The organism is Streptomyces sp. NPDC092296, assembly GCF_044755465.1.
Taxonomy (GTDB): domain Bacteria; phylum Actinomycetota; class Actinomycetes; order Streptomycetales; family Streptomycetaceae; genus Peterkaempfera.
In genome coordinates this window covers 215,469-237,295 of sequence record NZ_JBIVRB010000008.1, presented here as the reverse complement: position 1 = coordinate 237,295, position 21,827 = coordinate 215,469, and the positions used below count along the sequence as shown (strand labels likewise).

Here is a 21,827-nt window from a genome sequence, read left to right as displayed (position 1 = left end):
CGGCCGCGCCCCCGGCGCCCCTGAGCCCCCCCCCCCGGGCGCCGCGGGCCCCCCCCCCCCCCCCCCGCCCCCCCCGGCCCCCCCCCCCCCCCCCCCCCCGGCCCCCCGGGGGGGGGGGGCCCGGGGGGGGGCCCCCCCCCGCCTCCCCCCGCGCCAGGAGAGTCCCGAGATGCACGTGCCCGCAACGCGCCGGAAGACCACCGCCACCGCCCTCGTCCGTACCGCCGCCCTCGCCCTGCTGATGGCCTTCGCGATCGTCGGCCTGGGCGCCGGCCCCGCCCCGGCGGACGAGGGCGATGTCACCTGGACGGTCCGGACGGCCTCGAACGGGTACGGCGCCGACCGGTCCAGCTTCAGCCATGGCGTCAACCCCGGCGGCCAGGTCACGGACGCCATGGTCGTCGCCAACCACGGCACCACGCCGCTCGACCTCGCGGTCTACGCCGCCGACGGCTTCACCACCGACGTGGGCCAACTCGACCTGCTCCCCAGGAGGGAGAAGTCCGTCGGAGTCGGCGCCTGGGTCCACGCCGACCGCGACCGGGTCGTGATCCAGCCCGGGAAGTCCGCCGAGGTGCCCTTCACGGTCACCGTGCCGCGCAACGCCGCACCCGGCGACTACGTGGGCGGCATCCTCACCTCCCTGACCCAGCCCGACGACGCCGAGGGCATCAATGTGGACCGGCGCCTGGGCATCCGGGTCAAGCTCCAGGTCAGCGGGCAGCTCAAGCCGAGCCTCGCGATCGAGGACCTCCACGTGGGCTACACCGGGTCGCTCAACCCCTTCGCCAAGGGCGACGCCACCGTCACCTACACCATCCACAACACCGGCAACGCCATCCTGTCGGGCCGCCAGACGGTCTCGCTCTCCGGCCCGTTCGGCTGGCTGCGGACCGGAGCGGGCGACATCGCCCCGTCGCCGGAGCTGCTCCCGGGGGAGAGTTGGCAGATGACGGTCCCGGTGCACGGCGTCACCCCCGGCGGCACCCTGGCCGCGACCGCGACCCTCACCCCCCTGCTCACCGACGCCTCCGGCAGCACCACCACGCTGAAGCCGGTCCAGGCCACCGCGCACGGCTGGGCCGTCCCCTGGACGCTGTCACTGCTGGCCGTCCTGCTGCTCGCCCTCTTCGTCGCGGCGTTCGTGCTCGCCCGCCGCAGCCGCGCCCGCCGCAAGCAGCGCGAGGACACCCGGGTACGCGACGCCGTCGCCCAGGCCCTCCGCGACCGCCCGGCCGAGCAGAACTGACCACCCGCACCCGCCGACCGGCCGCCGTTCGGGGGTCAGCAGCCGGTGTCGTGGACGATGCGGCCGGCGGCGAGGGTGAGGCGGACGCGGACGTCGGCCAGCGGGGTGGAGGCGGGGGTGGCGAAGCCCGGGGCGAAGATGTCGGTGTCCAGCAGGGCCAGGTCGGCGCGGCGGCCGACCTCGAAGGCGCCGCCGTGGGCGTCGTGGTTGACGTACGCGGAGCCCGCCGTGAAGGCGTCCAGGGCGTCGTCCAGCGGCAGCCGCTGCTCCGGCAGGAACGGCGCGTTGCCCCGGTTCGCCGGGTCGACCCGGGTGACCGCGACCTCCAGCTGCTCCAGCGGGTCGGCGGTGGTCACCGCCCAGTCGCTGCCCATGGCCAGCCGGGCGCCGGAGGCCAGGAAGTCCGCGAACGGGTACTGGAGCCGGGCGCGCTCCGGGCCGAGGAAGGGCAAGGTCAGCTCGTCCATCTGGGGTTCGCTCTGCGCCCAGTACGTCTGGCAGTTGACCACGGTGTCCAGCTCCGCGAACCGCTTGACGTCCGAGGGCTGGACGACCTGCACATGGGCGATGTGGTGCCGCCGGTCGCCGGGGCCGTTGGCGGCGCGGGCAGCCGCGATGGCGTCCAGCGCGTTGCGGACCGCGCGGTCCCCGATGGCGTGCAGATGGACCTGGAAGCCGTGCCGGTCGAGTTCGGTGACGGCCTCGCGGAGCAGGTCGTACGGGACGTAGCTGAGGCCGTGGTTGTCGCTCTGGCCGCCGCAGCCGTCGCAGTACGGCTCCAGCAGGGCGCCGGTGTGGTTCTCCAGCACCCCGTCCGTCATGATCTTGACCGTGGTGGGGTGGAAGCCCGAGCCGAGCGCCGCACCCGGCGCCGCCACCCGCAGACCCCGCTCGCGCCGCTCCAGCAGCTCCCCGATCTGCTCCAGACCGCGATGGCGGTCCCACCACAGCGCGCCGACCACCCGGGCGGTCAGCCGGCCGTCGGCGGCCAGCGCCTGGTACGCCGCCTGGGTGCCGGGGGTGACCCAGGCGTCCTGCCAGCCGGTGATGCCCAGGGAGTGCAGATACCCCTGCGCCTCCAGGATCGCCGCCTCCCACTCGGCCCGGTCGGGCAGCGGCACGACATGGTCGTTGACGTGGTACGCGGCGCCCTCGTGCAGGGTGCCGGTGGCCTCGCCGGTGACCGGGTCGCGCTCGATCCGGCCGTCCGAGGGGTCGGGGGTGCCGTCGGTGATGCCGGCCGCCGCCAGGGCGCGGGAGTTGACCCAGGCACCGTGCACATCCCGGTTGAACAGGAAGACCGGTCGGTCCGGGACCACCGCGTCCAGGTCCTCCTTGCGCGGGGTGCCGCCGGGGAAGTACTCCATCGCCCAGCCGCCGCCGAGGATCCACTCCTCCTCCGGGTGCGCGTCCGCGTACGCGGCGATGGCGTCCAGATAGGCATGGCGGCCCTCCAGGTCGTTCAGCCAGAGCCGCAGCCGGTTGCGGCCGGCGAAGGGCGCGTGGTTGTGGCTGTCCTGGAAGCCGGGGACGACCAGCCCGCCGGGGGAGTGCACCACCCGGGTACGCGGACCGGCCAGGGCGAGCACGTCGGCCGCCGCGCCGACGGCGGCGATCCGCCCGTCGCGGACGGCCAGGGCGGCGGCCCAGCGGTCCCGGCCGAGGCGGACCCGGGCACCGGTGAGGACGAGATCGGCGGCTTGAGTGGGCACAGGGGAGATCCTTTTCCGGTGGGGGGCGCCGGCCGGCCCGGAGACACGGGCAGCGGCACGGCAGCGGATGGGCCGGCCTGCGGCGGGCAGGCCGGGAGGGCAGGCCGGGTCAGCCGGCGAGGACGCCGCCGTCGACGTCCAGCACCGCGCCCGTGATGTACGACGCCCGGTCGCCCGCCAGGAACAGGCAGGCGTCGGCGACCTCCGAGGCACGGCCGAACCGTCCCAGCGGCACGGACCCGCTCAGATACGCGGCGGCCGCCTCCGGGTCGTCCTTGAGCTTCAGCATCGGCGTGTCGATCACTCCGGGGCGCACCACATTGACCCGGATGCCCGCCGGACCCCATTCCAGGGCCAGCCCCCGGGCCAGCGACTCCAGCGCGCCCTTGCTCGCCCCGTAGTCGGCGGCCGGCGCCGCCCGGTCGCCCCGGCGGGAGGCCATCGAGGACAGCAGCACCGCGCTGCCGCCCACGCCCGCCCCGATCAGCCGGCGACCGAACTCGCGGACGACCAGGAACGCGCCGGTCGCATTGACCGCCAGCGTGCGCGCCCAGGACTCCGCCGGCAGCGAAGCGGTGGGCCCGCCGGGCTCGTAGACCCCCGCGCAGTGCACCAGGCCGGTGATCGGACCGCCCAGCGCCTCCGCCGCCGCCGCGAAGGCAGTGCGGACCGCCGCAGCGTCGGTGACGTCCGCCGTGGTGAAGAACCGCCCGCCCGCGCCCGCCGGCCCGCGGCCGCCCGGCCGGCCGGCCCGGTCGAGCCCGGCGACCGCGAAGCCGTCCCGCTCGGCGGCGTCGCACACCGCGGCGCCGATGCCCGACGCCGCGCCGGTGACGAGTATCCGGTGATGGTCCGTCATGTCAGCAGCACCCCTCCGTTGACGCCGATGGTCTGGCCGGTCACATACGCCGCGTCGTCGGAGAGCAGCCAGCAGACGAGCGCGGCGATGTCGTGGCCGGTCCCGTGCCGGCCCAGCGGGATCAGCGCCCGTACCGCCTCCTGCTGCGCCGCCACCGAGCTGCCCGCCGCCTCGGCCCGCTGCCGCAGCGCGTCGAGGTGCATATCGGTCAGCACATTGCCCGGCGCCACCGAGTTGGCGGTGACGCCGTGCGGCGCCAGTTCGAGGGCGAGGCACTGGGTGAGGGTGTGCAGCGCCGCCTTGGAGGCGCAGTACGCGGAGCTGCCCGCGACGCCCGTCTGCCCGAACATCGAGCCGATGTTGACGATCCGCCCGCCGCGCCCGGCGGCCACCAGGGACGGGATCGACTGCTGGAGGACGCGCACCGGGCCGAGCACATTGACGTCCAGCACCCGGGCGAAGACCTCGGGGTCGTAGTCGGCCACGTCGCTGACCGGCCCGCCGAGCCCCGCGTTGTTGATGATCCCGTAGACCGGCCCCAGCTCGGTGGTGACCCGCTCGACGAAGCGAGCGACCGACGCGGTGTCGGTCACACTGCCCTGATGGTGGAGGGTCCGCCGCGCGCAGTCGTCCGAGGCGGCGGGCGTGAGGTCGACCGTCGCGACCCGGTAGCCCTCGGCGAGGAGCCGGGTGGCGATGTCCCGGCCGATGCCGTTCGCGCCGCCGGTCACCAGGACCACCCGGTCGGCACCCGGGCCGCTGCTCGGCCGGCTCATTCGGCCGGCTCGAATACCAGCCGGAAGTCGGTCGACTTCTCCACGGAATCGCGATCGAAAAGCATGGGGATCGATCCACCCTTCGCCCAGAGCTCGAAAAGGTCGTCGTAGTGCGGACTTCTGGAATCCCCGGACTGGCCGGGGGAATTGATCATCCGGGAGTTCTCCCAGCCGCCGACGTCGACGGCCATCCGCCAGGTGGCACCGCCGGTCTGGACGAAGTCCGGTCCGTACGGCGCGGCCAGGACGGTGTCGCCGCTGCCGCCGCGTGGCAGCGGCCCGACGGTGAAGCCGTCCCGCAGCCGCTCGGAGAGGACTCCATGCAGCGGATGCCGCAGGTGGGAGCGGTGCAGCGTCCCCCACGCCCAGCCGGACGGATCGGGGCCGAGCAGTTCGGCGGTCTCCGCGAAGGCCGCCGCGAGGGTCCGCGCGGCCAGCCGGGCCAGTACGGACCCGCCCTCCGGGCCCAGCCAGTGCGCCGGGTCGCGCAGGATCGCCAGGTCGGTGCGGGACTCGGCGGAGTACGTCTCGTCCGGCAGCAGATACGGCAGCGCCTCCCGGGCGGTGGCCGGGTCGGAGCGCCGGCCGAGGGCCGCTTCGAGCAGCGCCGGGCGCAGATGGCGCCGGTACCAGACCTCGAACAGCGCGGCGGCCGCCGAATCCGGGGTGAGCGACGCGTCCCAGCCGCGCAGCAGGTCCGACCCCGGCACCTCGCCCGGCAGCCTGTCCAGGAGCGAGACGATCTCGCGGGCCGGCACGCTCACGCAGTCCTGCTGGAAGTCCCAGGAGTCCTGGACGCCCAGCAGCGGCCCTCCTCGGTCCAGCAGTTCTTCGATGCGCTCCATCCGCTGGCCGGAGTACCAGTCGTAGCTGACATGGTGCTGCGCCGAGAATTCGGCCGGAATGTTCATCTGGTTGGCCGACCCGAGCCAGCCGGACGCCGGGTTGGCCGACCCCGGGAGCTGCTCGGCGGTGAGGAATCCCCGCCATTCGTACCGGCCGTCCCCGGGGACCGGCAGTGTGCCGTCCCACTCCTCCCGGACGGGGAGCAGCCCGGCGATCTGCCAGCCGATGTCCCCCCGGCGGTCGGCGAAGACCTGGTTGACCGGCGGCGCGCCCCAGGTCGCCAGTGCGGCGCGGAACTCCGCCGCGTCCCGGGCGCGCTGGTAGCCCAGGCTCGCCAGGTACGGCGCCATGCCCGGCTCCAGCCACGCCACGCGCAGCGCGTACGCCCGGCGGCTGCCGCCGTCCTGGTGGACGACCGGCCCGTGCACCGTGAACCTCAGCTCGACCGGGACCGGCGCCGCCCCCCTGACCTCGACGGACTCCCGGACGACGGTGAAGGGCAGCCACTCTCCCCGGTAGCGGTACTCGTCCGGCCGCTCGGGGCGGGTCTCGTACACATACAGGTCCTCCTGGTCCATCGGGCAGATGGTCAGGCCGAACGCGACCTCGTCGTTGTGGCCGATGGAGATCCCCGGCAGCCCCGGCTCGCCCGCGCCGATGACATGGAGCCCCGGGGCGTTGAGATGGGCCATGTAGCGCAGCGACGGGGTGGTCACCGCCCGGTGCGGGTCATTGGCCAGGATCGGCCGGCCGGTGGTGGTCCGGGTGCCGTCCAGCACCCAGTTGTTGCTGCCGTCCTTGGGAGTCGCGGCAGGTGCCCCGGCCGGGTGCGGGCCGCCGAAGGAGCTGGGGCCGATCAGCAGGTCGTACAGGCGCAGCACGTCCTCGGGGATGCTCGCCGGGTCCAGCCCCTCGGGGACCTTGAGCGCGATCCTCGGCTCGCGCTGCCTGCGCAGGTCCTCGGCGTCCGCGCCGAACCGCCCCAGGACGGTCGCCCGCTTCACCTCGGCGGTGGCGTTGTAGAACAGCCCGTGGCTGCGCATCCGGCAGATGTCCTCGGGCTCCCAGAGCGCCGGGGCGTACCCCAGGTCGTGGAACTCCTGGGGGAGCAGGTCCGGGTCCTGCCTGGTCAGCCGGACGAAGGCATTGACCCCCGCGACGAAGGCCGTGCACACCTCGCGGGCCTCCGGGCCGTACGCCGCCCACTCCTCCGCCATGCCGCCCCGGTAGCGGAACAGCCGCGCCACCCGGTCGCGCTCCACATGGTCGGGGCCGAACACCTCCGCCATCAGGCCCAGGCCCCGGCGGCGCCAGAAGTCGATCTGCCAGAGCCGGTCGCGGGCGGCGTTGAACCCCTGGAGCAGGAAGGCGTCATGCGCGGTCCGCGCGTAGATGTGCGGTACGCCGAAGGTGTCGACCAGGATCTCGGCCCGCTGCTCGATCCCCGGCAGCCGCACGGTGCCGGTGCTGCTGAACGGCGGTGGGGTCGCCATGGAAGCCTCCTGATTCGGTGCTGGGTACTCGGTGCTGGGTGCTCGGTGCTGGGTGCTGGGTGCTGGGTGCGCGGTGTTGTGGGGACACGGGTCGGCCGGCGCACGGCGGCTGGGCCGGGGGGTGTGCTCACGCCGTCTGGGGTCGGCGGGCGCGGCGGCTGCGCAGCAGCCCGTCCATCGCGACGGCTGCCACGACGATGACGCCCTTGGCGATGAGCTGCCAGTTCTGGCTCACGTTCAGGCTGTAGAACATGTTGGTGAGCGTGGCCAGGATGAAGAGGCCGACCACGGTCCGCCAGATGGCGCCCTCGCCGCCGAGCAGCGAGGTGCCGCCGATCACCACCACCGCGATGGCGTCCAGCGCGACGGTGCCGCCCACGTCCGCCTGCCCGACCCCGAGCCGGGAGGCGTCGATCATCCCGGCCAGGGTGGCCAGCAGCCCGGTCAGCACATAGGTGCCGCCGACCAGGACCGGGACGCGGAGCCCGCTGAGCCGGCTCGCCTCGGGATTGCCGCCGACCGCGTAGATGTTGCGGCCCAGATTGGTCCGGGACAGCACCAGGCCCGCCGCGACGGCCAGCACGATGAAGATCAGCGCCGGGGTGGGCACGGTGCCGAGGCTGGACAGCCCCAGCATCTGGAAGTCCGGCTTGCCCACCACGAAGGGCGCCGAGTGGGAGTAGATGAAGGCCAGGCCGGAGATGGCCGAGGAACTGCCGAGCGTCGCGACGAAGGGGTTGACCTTCAGCCGGGTCACCAGCAGGCCGTTCACCAGCCCGACGCCGGTGCCGATCAGCAGCGCGACGATTCCGGCGACGATCGGATTCCCCGACACCGAGAATCCGGCGAACACCGTCGCGCCCAGGGCGTAGATCGAGCCCACGGAGAGGTCGAATCCGCGCGCCAGGATCACATAGGTCATGCCTATCGCGACGATTCCCACCCCGGCGTTCTGCGACAGGATGTCGCGGAGGTTGGCGGCCGACAGGAATCGGGGGTAGAGCACCGTGGCGACGGCGATCAGGACCAGCAGCACCGCGACAATGCCGTACTTGGCAACGAATGCCTGGGCTCGTGAGCTGAGCATGGAGGTTTCCTCTGTGCGAGAACGCTTGTGCCGACCGACAGGGCGCACAAAGCAGTGGTCTGGTTCCGACCGCTATCCGGTCGGCTGCTGGAAGCCCAGCCCGACGATGTCGGCCGGGGTGAACCTGGGGTCGTCGGGCAGCATCTCCTCGACGATGGAGCCGGCGGCGAAGATCAGCAGCCGGTCGCAGATCGCGAGCACCTCCTCCAGCTCGGACGAGGTCACCACGACCCCCGCCCCGGTGGCCGCCAGCGCGCTGATCGCCGCCAGGATCTCCGTCTTGGCCGACACGTCCACCCCGCGTGTGGGCTCGTCGATCAGCAGCACCCGGGGCTGCCGCGCCCGCCACTTGGCGAAGAGCGCCTTCTGCTGGTTGCCGCCGGACAGCCGCCCGACCGGCTCGCGCAGCCGGGCCGTGTCCAGCCGGAAGGCCGCGACGTTCGCCTCGGACTCCGCCTCCTCCGCGAGGCGGCGGATCGGCGCCAGGGTGCCGCGCCCGGACGGCTTGCCCAGGTGGATGTTGTCGACGGCGTTCATCTGGAGGACCAGACCGGTCTTGCGGTCCTCGGGGAGCATGGCGATCCCGTGGGCGAGGGCCGTCCGTACGCTGCGGAAGACCGGCATCCGCTCGCCGTCCAGTTCGAGTTCGCCCCGGGCGTCGGGCCGCAGCCCGGCCAGCGCCTTGAGGAAGGACGTACGGCCGCTGCCCACCAGGCCCCAGAGCCCGACGACCTCGCCCCGGTGGACCGAGAACGGCAGCACCGGGGTGCCGCGCCCGGTCCGCAGGTCGTCCGACCTGAGCAGCACCCGGTCCGACGGCGTGTGCGTCCGGGCGACCTCGATCACCCGCTCGCGGCCCGCCATGGCCCGGATCAGCGACGTCTTGTCCCACTCCGCCGCCGGTGCGGTGCGGACCAGGCGGCCGTCGCGCAGCACGGTGACCGTGTCGCTGAGCGCCAGCACCTCTTCGAGGTTGTGGCTCACCAGGACGACGGTGACGCCGCTGTCGCGCAGGCCGCGGATGATCCCGAACAGCTTCTCGCGCTCGTGCTCGGCCAGTGCCGCCGTCGGCTCGTCCAGCAGCAGCACCCTGGCGTCGGAGTTGACGCCGCGCATCAGCTCCAGGATCTGCTGGTGGGCGATGGACAGCTCGCGCGCCGGGGTGTGCGGGTCCACCTCCACGCCGAAGCGGGCGCAGAGCGCCGCGTAACGCTCCGCCATCCGCCCGGTATCGGTGGTGCCCGCACGGGAGGGGTACTGGCCGAGGAAGACGTTGTCGACGGCGGTCATCGACGGTACGACCATGACCTCCTGGTAGATCGTCATGATGCCCAGGGCGCGGATGGCGCGCGGCCGGCCCGCCGGAAGCTCCTGCCCGTCCACCTCGATGGAGCCGTCGCTGGGGGCGATCCGGCCGCTGACCATGCCGAGCAGCGTGGACTTGCCCGCGCCGTTCTCACCGACCAGGGCGTGGATCGTGCCCCGGCGCACGTCCAGGTCGATACCCGAGTTCGCGCGGAGGCTGCCGAAGGTCTTGGAGACGTTCCGGCACCGGATCGCGACGGGCGGCTGCTCCGGAAGGCCGGCCATCAGTACTCCGCGCTGTAGTCGTCGACGTCCGCCGGGGTGACGAAGACGGAGCCGCCGGGCAGCGTCTGCGTCTTGTTCAGGTCGATGAAGTGCGGGACGGTCCGCCCCTCGGCGGTGTCGATCAGCGCCTTGACCCCCTGGGCCCCCTCCTGCTTGGGCAGCAGGATCACGGTCCCGGCGAGGCTGCCGGACTTCACCGCCTTGAGCGCCCAGTCGTCGCCGCCCATGTCGTAGACCTTGACCGACTTCTGCCGCCCGGCCGCCTTCACGCCGGCGGTCACTCCCACGGTCATGCCCGAGTAGTTGCTCATGACGATGTCCAGCTTGGGGTTCGCCTGGAGGATCGTCTGCACGGCGGCGGACGCCTTGGGGGTGGTGTAGTCGGTGTACTGCTGGGAGACGACCTTGAACTTCGGGTTGTCCTTGACGAGTTGGGCCAGGGCGTTCTTGAAGTTGATGCTGTTGGTGCTCAGCGAGGTCCCCATGATGGCGGCCACGCTGCCGCCGTCCGGGTTCTCGCGCTCCACCGCCTTGACCCAGTCCAGGTAGAGGTCGGCGGTCTGCCCGGCGACGGTGGTGACGGTCCCCGGCGACCACAGGTCGTCGCCGGACCCCAGCGCCCGGTCGCACAGCGGCTGGTTGATCACCGAGACCAGGATGCCGGCGTTCGCGGCCGTCTTGGTGATGATGTTGCAGAGCAGGTTGCCGTCGTTGGCCTCCAGGACGAAGGCGTTGTACTTGCCGCTGGTGATCGCGGACTGGACCTGGTTGTACTGCACCTGCGCGTCGAACTTCCCGTCGAAGACGTCCACCGACGCCCCCGCGGCCTTCGCCGTCTCCTTGACCGCCGCGATCCCGGCCTGGAGGTAGGTGTTGTTCTCACCCGAGGAGAAGAAGGCGATCCGCAGGTCGGCCGCCTTGGTGACCTTGCTGGACTTCGCCGGCTCCGAGGCCGCGCCGCCGCCGTCGCCGCTGGCGCTGACGCCGGTGGAGCAGGCGGCGACCGAGAGCATTGCCGCCACGACCGGCACTGCGCCGAGTCTGCGTATGAGAGAACGATCCACGGTGATTTCCTTCCGGATGGACACGGTCGCGTGAATGCGTGGCCGCAGAATCAGTCGGTCCACGTGTCGTAGATCTCGCTGAGCGGTGCGAACCAGACCTCGTCGTGCCCGGCGATATGGTCGAGCAGCCGCTCGAACATCATGATGTGGTGGCCCCGCCCGATCGTCTGCGGGTGGACCGTGTACGCGATGAATGCGTTGTCCACATTCGCGAGCGCGTAGTCGAAGTTGTCCTTCCACCGGTCGAACGTCACCTGGGTCGAGCCGAATCCGGGGAGGCTGCCCGGAACGTATTCCAGGGCGGGGAAGTCGTCCAGGTGCCAGGACACCGGGAATTCCAGTACGGGGCTCGGCGGCCCGAAGACGTTGGCGCCCTCCTCGTTCAGCTCCAGCACCGGACGCGGGTGGTACGGCTCGAAGTCGCGCCCCATCAGGGAGGAGTCCCAGTCGAAGCCGAACTCCTCCAGCAGCGGCAGGGTGTGCGGGGTGAAGTCCCAGGAGGGCGACCGGTAGCCGCGCGGTGTGCTCCCCAGGATGCGCTGGTGCTGTTCGAGCTGCTTCTCCATGAGATGGCGCTCGGTGGCCGGTTCGAGCGTGGTGACGCTCTCGTGGTAGCAGCCGTGTGCGGCGATCTCATGGCCCGCGTCCCGGATCTCCAGACAGCGGTCCGTGAAGGTCTCCAGGGTGTTCCCCGGGGTGCACCAGGTCGCTCGTACGCCATAGCGGTCGAACAGCTTGAGCAGGCGGGGCACCCCGACCTCGGCGCCGAACTCCCCGCGGGACAGGTAGGCGGGCGAGGTGAGGTTGAAGGTGCCCATCCAGAGGCTGTGCGCATCGAAGTCCGCGCCGATGGAGACCGCGATCTTCTTGCCTGGCGGCAGGGTCAGAGGCATGGCTTCGGAGTCCTTCCGTACGGGACTGGGGTGGGGCGGGACTGGGGCGGGATTGGGCGGGTCGGGACTGGGCGGGTCGGGGTCCACCGCAGGGTCGGCTGAGAGCGCGAAGCGGCCGGTGGGCGATCGGGGTGTGAACCGGCCACTTCGTCGTGCCGTGAGTCTGTTGCTGGTCAACAAGATAGTCAATACTTCTGACTATCAGACCTGGTCGGTGTCTCCGCAGCGGTGGCACGGGCCGGCTCCGCCGGGCCCTGGATAGCATCCGGGTCCGGTGACGAGGAGAGGATGTACGCGATGGCGGCCACCCCGCAGACCAGGCAGCGGCGCCCCAGGGGCAGTCTCAACCAGCAGGTCATCACCGAGGCGGCACTACGGATCAGCGATCGGGAGGGCATAGCCGCCCTGACCTTCGACGCGCTCGGACGGGAGCTGGGCGCCCACCCCACCGCCATCTACCGGCACTTCCGGCACAAGGACGAGCTGATCCTCGCGCTCACCGACGAGCTGCACGCCCGCGCCCAGGTCGGCGGGCTGCCGGTGACCGACGACTGGGCGGAGGATCTGCGGGCGGTCGCCCGGCGCATCCACGGCGCGTTCATGGCGCACCCTCAGGTCGGCCAGCTGGTAGCGGCCCGTACCGCCCGGCGGCCGCACGAGTTCGAGACCGTGGAGCACATCCTCGGCTGCATGCGGCGGGCCGGACTGCCCGACCCGGAGGCCGCCCGCTGCTACCGGGTCTTCACCGATCTGGTCCTCGCCTACTCCAGCATGGAGGCCGCGCTGTCCGCGCTGGACGAGCCCACCCGCGAGGCCGACCTGCGGGCCTGGGAGGTCGACTACCGGCGGCTGCCCCCGGAGCGCTTCCCTCACCTGGCGACCGCGGCCGACCACATCCCCCCGCTGGACTCCCCGGCCAACTTCGAGTTCGCCCTGGAGCTGCTGATCGGCGCCGTCCGCACCCGCATCCGCCCGGCGGACGGGCCGACCGCCTGACGGCTCATCCGGCCGCCGTCACCGCCGGTCGCCGTCACCGCCGGCAGCTCGGCGAACTCGGCCGGGTGCTCGACATAGCCGGCCTGCCCGCCCGGGAACCGGACGACCGGGGTGCCCAGCCACTGCGCCGGCAGCGTGCCCGGCCGGTACGGCAGCAGGTGGGCGGAATCGCGCCCCCGGCCGGCGCCAGCCGCGCCGCGCCGGCGGCCCGCAGCGCGCCACCAGGGCGCCGGAGCGGCTGCCGAGGACGTACGCCGGATCGCCGGGCGGTGCCGGCAGCTCCAGCAGGCGGTGTACGTCATCGCGGTGCACCGCCACCCGCTGGTCCACCGGCGGTCCGGCCAGGCGGCTGCGCGAGTTGCCGCGCGGGTGGTGGGCGGCCACCGTGAAGCGGTCGGCCAGCCGCGCCGCCACCCCGTCGGAGACGCCGGCGTCACCCACCCCGCCCGCGATCAGCAGCAGCGGGCCGGTGCCGCGCACTTCGTAGTGGAGGGTCGCGCCGGGCCCTCCAAGGTGGCGCTTCTCGGTCCGGTCATGGCGTCCAGCGGCCCCCAGCCTTGTCGTCCGGGCACCCACGGTAATTGCTTTGCCCGCCCGGAGGGGCGCTGTTAGCGTCCAGGACATGCAGGCAGTGAGTGAGCAGGACATCCGTGCGTCGTTCGTCAACTGCTCCAAGGGCGAGGCCAAGCGGCTGCCGGTGCCGCACGACCTGGCGGAGCGCCCCTGGGGCGACCTGGACTTCCTCGGCTGGCGGGACCCCTCGGCGCCGGACCGGGGCTATCTGGTCACCGAGCGTGACGGCGTGCTGATCGGTGTCACGCTCCGCCACCCCGCCCAGCAGCGCGGCTTCCTGCACCGCAGCATGTGCTCGCTCTGCCTGACCACGCACCCCGGCAACGGCGTCTCCCTGATGACCGGCCGCCGCGCGGGCCGGGCCGGGCGGGAGGGCAACTCGGTCGGTCTGCGCATCTGCACCGACCTGGCCTGCTCGCTGTACGTACGCGGCAAGAAGACCCCGGAGCCCGGCGGGCGCTTCGAGGAGTCGCTGACCGTGGAGGAGCAGGTGGAGCGCACCCGGGCCAAGCTGTCCGCCTTCCTGGACAAGCTGCTGGCCTGAGAGCCGCCCGCCACGGATTCGGCGGGGCGCCGGGCGTTGTCAGGGGCGGCGTCTAGACTCGACCGCTCCTACGGATCGCTCCCGGTTCCGGAGGACGAACGGCTGCGCACGCTCGATCCAAAGGACATCTGACGCTTTGATACGTTTTGAATCGGTCACCAAACGCTATCCGGACGGCACCGTCGCGGTGGACGCGCTCTCCCTGGAGATACCCGACCGGTCGATCACCGTCCTGGTGGGGCCCTCCGGCTGCGGCAAGACCACCTCGCTGCGGATGATCAACCGGATGACGGACCCCAGCGACGGCAGGATACTGCTGGACGGCGAGGACAGCCGCCGCCAGCCCGTCCACGCACTGCGGCGCTCCATGGGCTATGTCATCCAGCACGCCGGCCTCTTCCCGCACCGCACCGTGGTGGACAACATCGCCACCGTCCCCCGGCTGCTCGGCCGCGACCGGCGCGAGGCCCGCACCCGGGCGCTGGAACTGATGGAGCGGGTCGGCCTCGACCCCGCGATGGCCAGGCGCTACCCCTACCAGCTCTCCGGCGGCCAGCAGCAGCGCGTCGGCGTGGCCAGGGCGCTGGCCGCCGACCCGCCGGTGCTGCTGATGGACGAGCCCTTCTCGGCCGTGGACCCGGTGGTCCGCAAGGGCCTCCAGGAGGAACTGCTGCGCATCCAGGCCGAGTTGGGCAAGACCATCGTCTTCGTCACCCATGACATCGACGAGGCGATCCGGCTGGGCGACATGGTCGCGGTGCTGCGCACCGGTGGCCGGCTCGCCCAGTTCGACCCGCCGGACCGGCTGCTGTCCGCACCGGCCGATGCCTTCGTGGAGGACTTCCTCGGCACCGACCGGGGCATCCGGCGACTCTCCTTCTTCGGCTCCGCCCAGCTGGAGCTGACCACCGCGCCCGTGGTGGCCCTGGGCGCTGCGGCCGAGCCGGGTCCGGCGCCGTATCTGCTGGTCACCGACGCCGAGCGCCGCCCGCTCGGCTGGGCCGAGCCCGCCCGGTACGCGGCGGGGGAGCAGGCGCTCCTCCCGTACGGCCGCCCGTTCGAGGTCGGCCGGGACTCGCTGCGCGCCGCCCTGGACTGCGCGGTGCTGTCACCCACCGGCTGGGCGGTCGGCGTGGACGGGGCGGGCCGGGTGGTCGGGGTGGCCTCGCAGGAGACCGTCGGCGCGGCGATCCGGGCGGCGCACGCCGCGGCCACGCCCGGGGAGGACGCGGCGCCGGTGGCCGGGGTGGGCGGATGAGCGAGTTCTTCCACATGCCCAGCGACCTCCAGCACAGCTATCTCGGCCTGGTCGGCTGGCACCTGGAGGAGGCGCTGATCCCGGTGCTCGCCGGGCTGCTGCTCGCGCTGCCGATCGGGCAGCTGTGCGTACGGTTCCGCTGGCTGTACCCGCCGGTGCTCGGCATCACCACCGTGCTGTACGCGGTGCCCTCGCTGGCCTTCTTCGTGGTGCTGATCGACTACACCGGGCAGAGCCAGACCACCGTGATGATCCCGCTCACCCTGTACAGCCTGGTGGTGCTGGTCCCCGCGATCGTGGACGGGGTGCGGTCGGTGCCCGAGGAGACCCACGCGGCGGCCGTCGCCATGGGCTTCGGGCCGATCCGCCGCTACCTCCAGGTGCAGCTGCCGATCGCGGTGCCCGCGATCTTCGCCGGGCTGCGGGTGGCGACGGTCTCCAGCATCAGCCTGGCCAGCATCGGCACCCTCATCGGCAACCAGGGCGCCCTGGGCAATCTGCTGGCCGACGCCATGTTCTACCACCGCCCGATCCTGGCCGTCAGCTCCGTGGTCACCACGGCGGTGCTGGCCATCGCGGCCGACGCCGTCCTGGTGCTCTGCCGCAAGCTGCTGACCCCCTGGGTGCCCTCGCCCCGGGCACAGGCCCGCACCGCCGAACCGGCAACGCCCGCCCTGGAGGACGCCCGGTGAACGTCCTGCACCTCATCGCGGACTTCTTCGGCCAGAGCGCCCACTGGCACGGCTACGACGGCATCCCGCACCGGCTCTGGGAGCACCTCCAGTACTCGCTGCTGGCCATGGCGGTGGCCGCAGGCGTCGCCCTGCCGGTCGGCCTGGTCACCGGCCACACCGGTCGCGGCGGCAACGCCCTGGCCCTGCTGGCGACCGCCGCCCGCGCGCTGCCCAGCTTCGGCCTGCTGGTGCTGCTCTTCGTGATCATGGGCCTGGGTCTGCTGCCGGTGATGATCCCGCTGATCGTGCTGGCGATCCCGCCGATCCTGGTCACCACGTACGAAGCCGTCCGCACCGTGGACCCGGCGCCGGTCGACGCCGCACGCGGCATGGGCATGCACCCGCTGCGCATCCTGGCCCAGGTGGAGCTGCCGGTCGCGCTGCCGCTGATCCTCAGCGGACTGCGGTCGGCCGCGATCCAGATCGTCTCCACCGCCACCATCGCGGCGTACGTCAGCTTCGGCGGCCTCGGCCGCTACATCGTGGACGGCCTCTACCAGCGGGACTTCGAGAAGGTCGTCGGCGGCGCCACCCTGGTCGCCGTGCTGGCGCTGGCCACCCTCGCCCTCTTCTGGCTGCTCGGCCGGGTCGCCGTCTCGCCCGGGGTCCGCCGCCGGGCCGGGCGGTGACGGTCGGGTGCGGGAATTGCTGAGGGAGTGTCAAGAGTTCATTACAAGGCATGGAACCACCTGGCTCCGCGCCACCGCGACCGATCAGGATCGAAGACCGGCGGCCCGGCCCAAGACGCCGGGGAGCACCGCCACCATCTACGCCGAAATGGACACCGTGACTGACACCGCCCCGCACGGCCGCCGCACCCGCGCCGCCGCCGCCCTCGCCACCGCCACCGCAGCAGCCACCGCGGCCGCCCTGCTGGCGGGCTGCTCCTCCTCCGGGGGCGGTGGGGACAAGAACCCGCTCGCACCGGACAAGGCGGCCGCAGGCGAGATCGTCGTCGGATCGAACAACTTCGCCGAGAGCATCCTGCTCGCCGACATCTACGGCGAGGCACTGAAGGCCAAGGGGCTCAAGGTCTCCTACCGGCCCAACATCGGGACCCGGGAGACCACCTACGGCTTCCTGAAGAACGGCACGCTGACCGTGCTGCCCGAGTTCAACGGCGCGCTGCTGGCCTACCTGGACCCCGCCGCCACCCCGGACTCGGCCGACGCCACCGACGCCGCCGCCACCGCCAAGCTGGACCCGGCGCTCGGCCTGCTCCAGCACGCCGCCGCCGAGGACAAGGACTCCCTGACGATCAACGCGGCCACCGCCGCCAAGTACCACCTGACGGCCGACTCCTCGATAGCCGACCTGGCCGACGCCGCCCATGACCTGGTGATCGGCGGCTCCCCGGAGTTCCAGACCCGTCAGCAGGGCCTCAAGGGACTCAAGTCGGTCTACGGGCTGGAGTTCAAGTCCTTCAAGGCGCTGGACGCGGGCGGCCCGCTGTCGGAAGCGGCGCTCCAGAAGAACGACGTGCAGGTCGCCGACATCTTCACCACCGACTACACCATCGCCAAGGAGAAGTTCATCACCCTGAAGGACCCGAAGAACCTCTTCGGCTTCCAGAACGCGGTGCCGCTGGTCCGCAAGGCCGACCTGCCGCAGGAGGGCGTGGACGCGCTCAACGCGGTCTCCGCCAAGCTGGACACCGCCACCCTGCTGGACCTGGACACCAAGGTCCAGGCCGACAAGAAGGACCCGCTGGACGTCGCCACCGAGTGGCTGAAGTCGGCCGGACTGTCCTGACCCCCCGACTCCCGCCGCGCGCCGCCGCTCACCCGGCGACGCGCGGCGGGGCCGCCGCCCGGGTGGTACGGGTTCCGTACGCACCAGGCACCCTGGACAAGCCGCGCTCCGCTGACCAGGGTGGAGGCCATGGAGTACACGCATCTCGGCCGTACCGGCCTGTCCGTCTCCCGGCTCTGCCTGGGCACCATGAACTTCGGCCCGCTCACCGAGGAGGCCGACGCACACCAGATCATGGACACCGCCCATGAGCACGGCGTCAACTTCTTCGACACTGCCAACACCTACGGGCAGGACGCGGGCAAGGGCCGCACCGAGGAGATCATCGGCAACTGGTTCGCCCAGGGCGGCGGCCGCCGCGAGCGCACCGTCCTCGCCACCAAGCTCTACGGCGACATGGGGGAGTGGCCCAACGACGGCAAGCTCTCCGCGCTCAACATCCGCCGCGCCTGCGACGCCAGCCTGCGCCGCCTGCGGACCGACCACATCGACCTCTACCAGATGCACCACATCGACCGCTCCGCCCCCTGGGAGGAGATCTGGCAGGCGATGGAGGTGCTCACCGCCCAGGGCAAGATCATTTACGTCGGCAGCAGCAACTTCGCCGGCTGGCACATCGCCCGCGCCCAGGAGACCGCCGACGCCCGCAAGTACCTGGGCCTGGTCAGCGAGCAGTCCCTGTACAACCTGATGGAGCGCAGCATCGAGCTGGAGGTGCTGCCCGCCGCCGAGCACTACGGGCTGGGCGTCATCCCCTGGTCCCCGCTGCACGGCGGACTGCTCGGCGGCGTGCTGCGCAAGGAGCGCGAGGGCGTCCGCCGCACCGGCGGCCGCGCCCAGGAGACCCTGGAGCGGCACCGCGACCGGATCGAGGCGTACGAGGACCTCTGCGCCGAGCTGGGCCACGAGCCCGGCGACATCGCGCTGGCCTGGCTGCTCACCCGGCCCGCCGTCACCGCCCCCATCGTCGGCCCGCGCACCCTGGACCAGCTGCACGCCGCGCTGCGCTCGCTGGACGTCCGGCTCGACCAGAAGACGCTGGACCGGCTGGACGAGATCTTCCCCGGCCACCGCGCCGCCCCGGAGGACTACGCCTGGTGACACCGCGTCACCCGGGCCCGGCCGACCGGCCGGGCCCGGGTGGCAGCCGGTCGGCACCCGGCCGGTCGTCCGGCTGTCAGTGGGCCGCGCGATACTGATCCCATGGCCGTGCAGATCAACCCGAGCATCCTCTCCGCCGACTTCGCCCGCCTCGCCGACGAGGCCGAGGCGGTGCGCGGCGCCGACTGGCTCCATGTCGACGTCATGGACAACCACTTCGTACCCAACCTCACCCTGGGTGTCCCCGTGGTGGAGTCCCTGAGCCGGGCGACGGACACGCCCCTGGACTGCCACCTGATGATCGAGGACCCGGACCGCTGGGCCCCGCAGTACGTCGAGGCAGGCGCCGGCTCGGTGACCTTCCACGTCGAGGCCGCCGCCGCCCCCGTCCGGCTCGCCCGCGAGATCCGGGCCAAGGGCGCCCGCGCCGCGATGGCGCTGCGCCCGGCCACCCCCATCGAGCCGTACGAGGACCTGCTCCCGGAGCTGGACATGGTCCTGATCATGACCGTGGAGCCCGGCTTCGGCGGACAGCCGTTCCTCGACATCATGCTGCCCAAGATCCGCCGCGCCCGGCAGCTGATCGACCGGCACGGCCTCCAGCTGTGGCTCCAGGTCGACGGCGGGGTCTCCACCACCACCATCGAGCGCTGCGCCGAGGCCGGGGCGGACGTCTTCGTGGCGGGCTCCGCCGTGTACGGCGCGGCCGACCCGGCCGAGGCCGTCCGGGAGCTGCGCAAGCAGGCCGCGGCCGCCTGCAGCCACTGACGGCCGACCTCCCCGGGACTGGCGCCCCCCACCCCCGTACCGGATGATGGACGGTCGGGTGCGGGGCGCCCGCGCGCCCCCGACCTGTGCCCGAGGCGTACCCGCCCCCGCCCCCAAGCCCAGCCGGAGACCCCCGCATGCGCTTCCTGAACGACATCAAGCCTGCCTACGAACTCACCTACGACGATGTCTTCATGGTCCCCAGCCGCTCGGCGGTGGGATCGCGGCACGGCGTGGACCTGTCCAGCCACGACGGCACCGGCACCACCATCCCGCTGGTGGTGGCCAACATGACCGCCGTCGCCGGGCGCCGGATGGCCGAGACCGTCGCCCGCCGGGGCGGCCTGGCCGCCATCCCGCAGGACATCCCGCTGGAGGTCGTCTCCGACGTCATCTCCTGGGTCAAGCGGCGCCACCTGGTCCATGACACCGCGCTCACCCTGCCGCCGACCGCCACCGTCGGCGAGGCGCTGTCGCTGCTGCCCAAGCGCGCCCACGGCGCGCTGGTCGCGGTGCAGGACGGCCGGCCGGTCGGCGTGGTCTCCGACTCCGACTGCCAGGGCGTGGACCGCTTCACCCAGCTCTCCGAGGTGATGTCCCGCGATCTGCTGCTGCTGGAGGACGGCATCGACCCGCGCGCCGCCTTCGACCGGCTGAACGACGGCCACCGCAAGCTCGCCCCGGTCGTCGGGCCGGACGGGCGGCTGGTCGGCATCCTCACCCGCAAGAACGCGCTGCGGGCGACCCTCTACACCCCCGCCGTGGACGCGGCCGGCCGGCTGCGGGTCGCCGCCACCGTCGGCATCAACGGCGATGTCGCCGGCCGGGCCAAGGCCCTGCTGGAGGCCGGTGCCGACGTCCTGGTGGTGGACACCGCGCACGGCCACCAGGAGTCGATGCTCAACGCGCTGCGCGCGGTGCGCGGCCTGGACCCGCAGGTCCCCGTGGTGGCGGGCAACGTCGTCTCCGCCGCCGGGGTGCGCGACCTGGTCGAGGCGGGCGCCGACATCCTCAAGGTCGGCGTCGGCCCCGGCGCCATGTGCACCACCCGGATGATGACCGGCGTCGGCCGCCCGCAGTTCTCCGCCGTCCTGGAGTGCGCGGCCGAGGCCCGCCGCCTGGGCCGCCACGTCTGGGCGGACGGCGGCGTACGGCACCCGCGCGACGTGGCCATGGCGCTGGCCGCCGGCGCCTCCAACGTCATGATCGGCTCCTGGTTCGCCGGCACCCATGAGTCGCCCGGCGACCTCCAGACCACCGCCGACGGCCGTCAGTACAAGGAGAGCTTCGGCATGGCCTCCGCCCGCGCGGTCCGCAACCGCACCTCCGAGGAGTCGGCGTACGATCGGGCCCGCAAGGGGCTCTTCGAGGAGGGCATCTCCACCTCCCGGATGTTCATCGACCCGGCCCGCCCCGGCGTCGAGGACCTGATCGACGGCATCGTGTCCGGGCTGCGCAGCTCCTGCACCTACGCCGGGGCCGCCTCGCTGGAGGAGTTCCACCAGCAGGCCATCGTCGGCGTCCAGAGCGCGGCCGGCTACGCCGAGGGCAAGCCGCTGCACTCCAGCTGGTCCTGACCGCCCTGGTCCTGACCGCCGCCGCTGCGGCGCCGGACGAGGGGGGTCAGCAGGCGGCGGCAGACCGCCCCCACCGACTCGTCCAGCGCCGTGGCGAGCGCCGCGTACGCGGGCGGCAGCCGGTGCAGCGCCCAGAGCGCCTGCGCGCTCGCCCAGGCGGCGTCCCGGGCGCGGTCCAGGCTCCAGCAGCCGACCAGATGGGTCAGCGGGTCGGCCGCCTCCAGCGGGTCCGGGCCGGGCATCAGCTGCTCGCGTACCCGGGCCTCCAGGTCCGCCAGCACGTCGTTGATCCGGTGGTAGTCGGCGGACAGCTGCTGCGGCGGGCAGCGGCGGCTGCGGCAGGTGTCGACCACCGCCAACGGCAGGTCGTGCTCGACATGGGCGCTGATGCCGGCCAGGGCGAACTGGACCGGGTGCACGCCGGGCTGCCGCCGCGCGGTGAACAGCGGGCGCCAGCAGGCGGCGGGGCGGCGGCCGGCCTGGTCGGCGGCGACGGCCGCGAGGTAGCGGCCGGCGAACAGCACATCCAGCTCCGCCACGGCCGCCGGGTCGTCGAACCGGCCCCCGGCCAACCGGTCACGTACCTCCTCGGTCACCGCCAGGTACATCCCGTTGAACACCGCGACCCCGTCGCCGGGGGCCAGCTCGCCGTCCAACTCCCGCAGCCGCGCCACCACACCGTCCACCATCATGCGCCCACCTTCCCAAGCCGCCCCGCCGACCTCACGCCGCCACCCCGTCGGGGGCCGGAGGAACCGGGCCGTTCGGCCAGGGGCGCGAGGGACCGACCACTGTGGTAGCGGCGCGGGGTGTGCGGTCGTGTGCTGCTCGGTGGGTGGTTGTTCGCGCAGTTCCTCGCGCCCCTGGTCCGGCGGGGGGCGGTTGTGCTGCCTTGTGCGGGCATATCGGGTAGTTTCAGGCCAAGGGGGTCGCGCCCCAGGTGTAACCGAGCCCG

The 21,827-nt window shown here is 72.8% G+C and carries 20 protein-coding genes; 10 read left to right on the top strand and 10 right to left on the bottom strand.

Annotated features, from left to right (window positions below):
- Positions 1-169: 169 nt before the first annotated feature.
- On the top strand, positions 170-1,249 hold the full coding sequence (locus ACIQGZ_RS20000; RefSeq protein ID WP_402603411.1) for a WxL protein peptidoglycan domain-containing protein: 1,080 nt from the start codon (positions 170-172) through the stop codon (positions 1,247-1,249).
- 35 nt (positions 1,250-1,284) lie between these two features.
- Here ACIQGZ_RS20000 and ACIQGZ_RS19995 read toward each other — a convergent pair whose 3' ends face one another.
- The 8 genes from ACIQGZ_RS19995 to ACIQGZ_RS19960 form a co-directional block, all read right to left on the bottom strand.
- Complete coding sequence (locus ACIQGZ_RS19995; RefSeq protein WP_402603409.1) at positions 1,285-2,961, bottom strand: amidohydrolase; 1,677 nt, start codon at positions 2,959-2,961, stop codon at positions 1,285-1,287.
- A 109-nt stretch (positions 2,962-3,070) separates the two neighbouring features.
- Entirely contained in the window at positions 3,071-3,820 is a 750-nt protein-coding gene (locus ACIQGZ_RS19990; protein WP_402603407.1) for an SDR family NAD(P)-dependent oxidoreductase, read from the bottom strand.
- Complete coding sequence (locus tag ACIQGZ_RS19985; protein WP_402603405.1) at positions 3,817-4,596, bottom strand: SDR family NAD(P)-dependent oxidoreductase; 780 nt, start codon at positions 4,594-4,596, stop codon at positions 3,817-3,819. The genes ACIQGZ_RS19990 and ACIQGZ_RS19985 overlap by 4 nt, the downstream gene beginning before the upstream one ends.
- Positions 4,593-6,935, bottom strand: a complete 2,343-nt coding sequence (locus ACIQGZ_RS19980) for a penicillin acylase family protein (protein WP_402603404.1) — start codon at positions 6,933-6,935, stop codon at positions 4,593-4,595. Before ACIQGZ_RS19980 ends, ACIQGZ_RS19985 begins: the two co-directional genes overlap by 4 nt.
- Positions 6,936-7,062: 127 nt before the next feature.
- Positions 7,063-8,022: an ABC transporter permease gene (locus ACIQGZ_RS19975; protein ID WP_402603402.1), complete on the bottom strand. Its 960-nt coding sequence runs from the start codon at positions 8,020-8,022 to the stop codon at positions 7,063-7,065.
- 72 nt (positions 8,023-8,094) lie between these two features.
- Complete coding sequence (locus tag ACIQGZ_RS19970; protein WP_402603401.1) at positions 8,095-9,612, bottom strand: sugar ABC transporter ATP-binding protein; 1,518 nt, start codon at positions 9,610-9,612, stop codon at positions 8,095-8,097.
- On the bottom strand, positions 9,612-10,676 hold the full coding sequence (locus ACIQGZ_RS19965; protein WP_402603399.1) for a sugar ABC transporter substrate-binding protein: 1,065 nt from the start codon (positions 10,674-10,676) through the stop codon (positions 9,612-9,614). The genes ACIQGZ_RS19970 and ACIQGZ_RS19965 overlap by 1 nt, the downstream gene beginning before the upstream one ends.
- A 50-nt stretch (positions 10,677-10,726) precedes the next feature.
- The gene (locus ACIQGZ_RS19960) at positions 10,727-11,569 is read right to left on the bottom strand and encodes a polysaccharide deacetylase (protein WP_402603397.1); all 843 of its coding nucleotides are present in this window, start codon (positions 11,567-11,569) and stop codon (positions 10,727-10,729) included.
- Between the two features lie 288 nt (positions 11,570-11,857).
- On the opposite strand from ACIQGZ_RS19960, the gene ACIQGZ_RS19955 reads away from it, so the two are divergent.
- A complete protein-coding gene (locus ACIQGZ_RS19955; protein WP_402603395.1) occupies positions 11,858-12,565 on the top strand; it encodes a TetR/AcrR family transcriptional regulator in 708 nt (235 codons plus the stop codon).
- 18 nt (positions 12,566-12,583) lie between these two features.
- On the opposite strand, the gene ACIQGZ_RS19950 is transcribed toward ACIQGZ_RS19955, so the two are convergent.
- Positions 12,584-13,045, bottom strand: coding sequence for an alpha/beta fold hydrolase (locus tag ACIQGZ_RS19950; protein ID WP_402603394.1), 462 nt, complete (start codon positions 13,043-13,045; stop codon positions 12,584-12,586).
- Between the two features lie 142 nt (positions 13,046-13,187).
- Here ACIQGZ_RS19950 and ACIQGZ_RS19945 point away from each other — a divergent pair, with 142 nt between their 5' ends.
- The 8 genes from ACIQGZ_RS19945 to ACIQGZ_RS19910 all read left to right on the top strand — a co-directional run bounded on the left by ACIQGZ_RS19945 (position 13,188) and on the right by ACIQGZ_RS19910 (position 20,872).
- A complete protein-coding gene (locus ACIQGZ_RS19945; RefSeq protein ID WP_402603393.1) occupies positions 13,188-13,682 on the top strand; it encodes an FBP domain-containing protein in 495 nt (164 codons plus the stop codon).
- 136 nt (positions 13,683-13,818) lie between these two features.
- Positions 13,819-14,940: an ABC transporter ATP-binding protein gene (locus ACIQGZ_RS19940; RefSeq protein WP_402603392.1), complete on the top strand. Its 1,122-nt coding sequence runs from the start codon at positions 13,819-13,821 to the stop codon at positions 14,938-14,940.
- Positions 14,937-15,632 carry an ABC transporter permease gene (locus ACIQGZ_RS19935; RefSeq protein ID WP_402603390.1) on the top strand — a complete coding sequence of 232 codons (696 nt, stop codon included), beginning with the start codon at positions 14,937-14,939 and terminating at the stop codon, positions 15,630-15,632. The genes ACIQGZ_RS19940 and ACIQGZ_RS19935 overlap by 4 nt, the downstream gene beginning before the upstream one ends.
- Positions 15,629-16,303, top strand: a complete 675-nt coding sequence (locus tag ACIQGZ_RS19930; protein WP_402603388.1) for an ABC transporter permease — start codon at positions 15,629-15,631, stop codon at positions 16,301-16,303. Before ACIQGZ_RS19935 ends, ACIQGZ_RS19930 begins: the two co-directional genes overlap by 4 nt.
- 157 nt (positions 16,304-16,460) lie before the next feature.
- Complete coding sequence (locus ACIQGZ_RS19925) at positions 16,461-17,426, top strand: ABC transporter substrate-binding protein (protein WP_402603424.1); 966 nt, start codon at positions 16,461-16,463, stop codon at positions 17,424-17,426.
- Between the two features lie 129 nt (positions 17,427-17,555).
- Entirely contained in the window at positions 17,556-18,527 is a 972-nt protein-coding gene (locus tag ACIQGZ_RS19920) for an aldo/keto reductase (protein ID WP_402603386.1), read from the top strand.
- Between the two features lie 102 nt (positions 18,528-18,629).
- Positions 18,630-19,295 carry a ribulose-phosphate 3-epimerase gene (gene rpe, locus ACIQGZ_RS19915; protein WP_402603385.1) on the top strand — a complete coding sequence of 222 codons (666 nt, stop codon included), beginning with the start codon at positions 18,630-18,632 and terminating at the stop codon, positions 19,293-19,295.
- A gap of 137 nt (positions 19,296-19,432) precedes the next feature.
- On the top strand, positions 19,433-20,872 hold the full coding sequence (locus ACIQGZ_RS19910) for a GuaB1 family IMP dehydrogenase-related protein (RefSeq protein ID WP_402603383.1): 1,440 nt from the start codon (positions 19,433-19,435) through the stop codon (positions 20,870-20,872).
- Here the strand turns inward: ACIQGZ_RS19910 and ACIQGZ_RS19905 are convergent.
- Positions 20,833-21,564 carry a DUF5995 family protein gene (locus ACIQGZ_RS19905; RefSeq protein ID WP_402603381.1) on the bottom strand — a complete coding sequence of 244 codons (732 nt, stop codon included), beginning with the start codon at positions 21,562-21,564 and terminating at the stop codon, positions 20,833-20,835. The genes ACIQGZ_RS19910 and ACIQGZ_RS19905 overlap by 40 nt on opposite strands.
- Between the last annotated feature and the right edge of the window lie 263 nt (positions 21,565-21,827).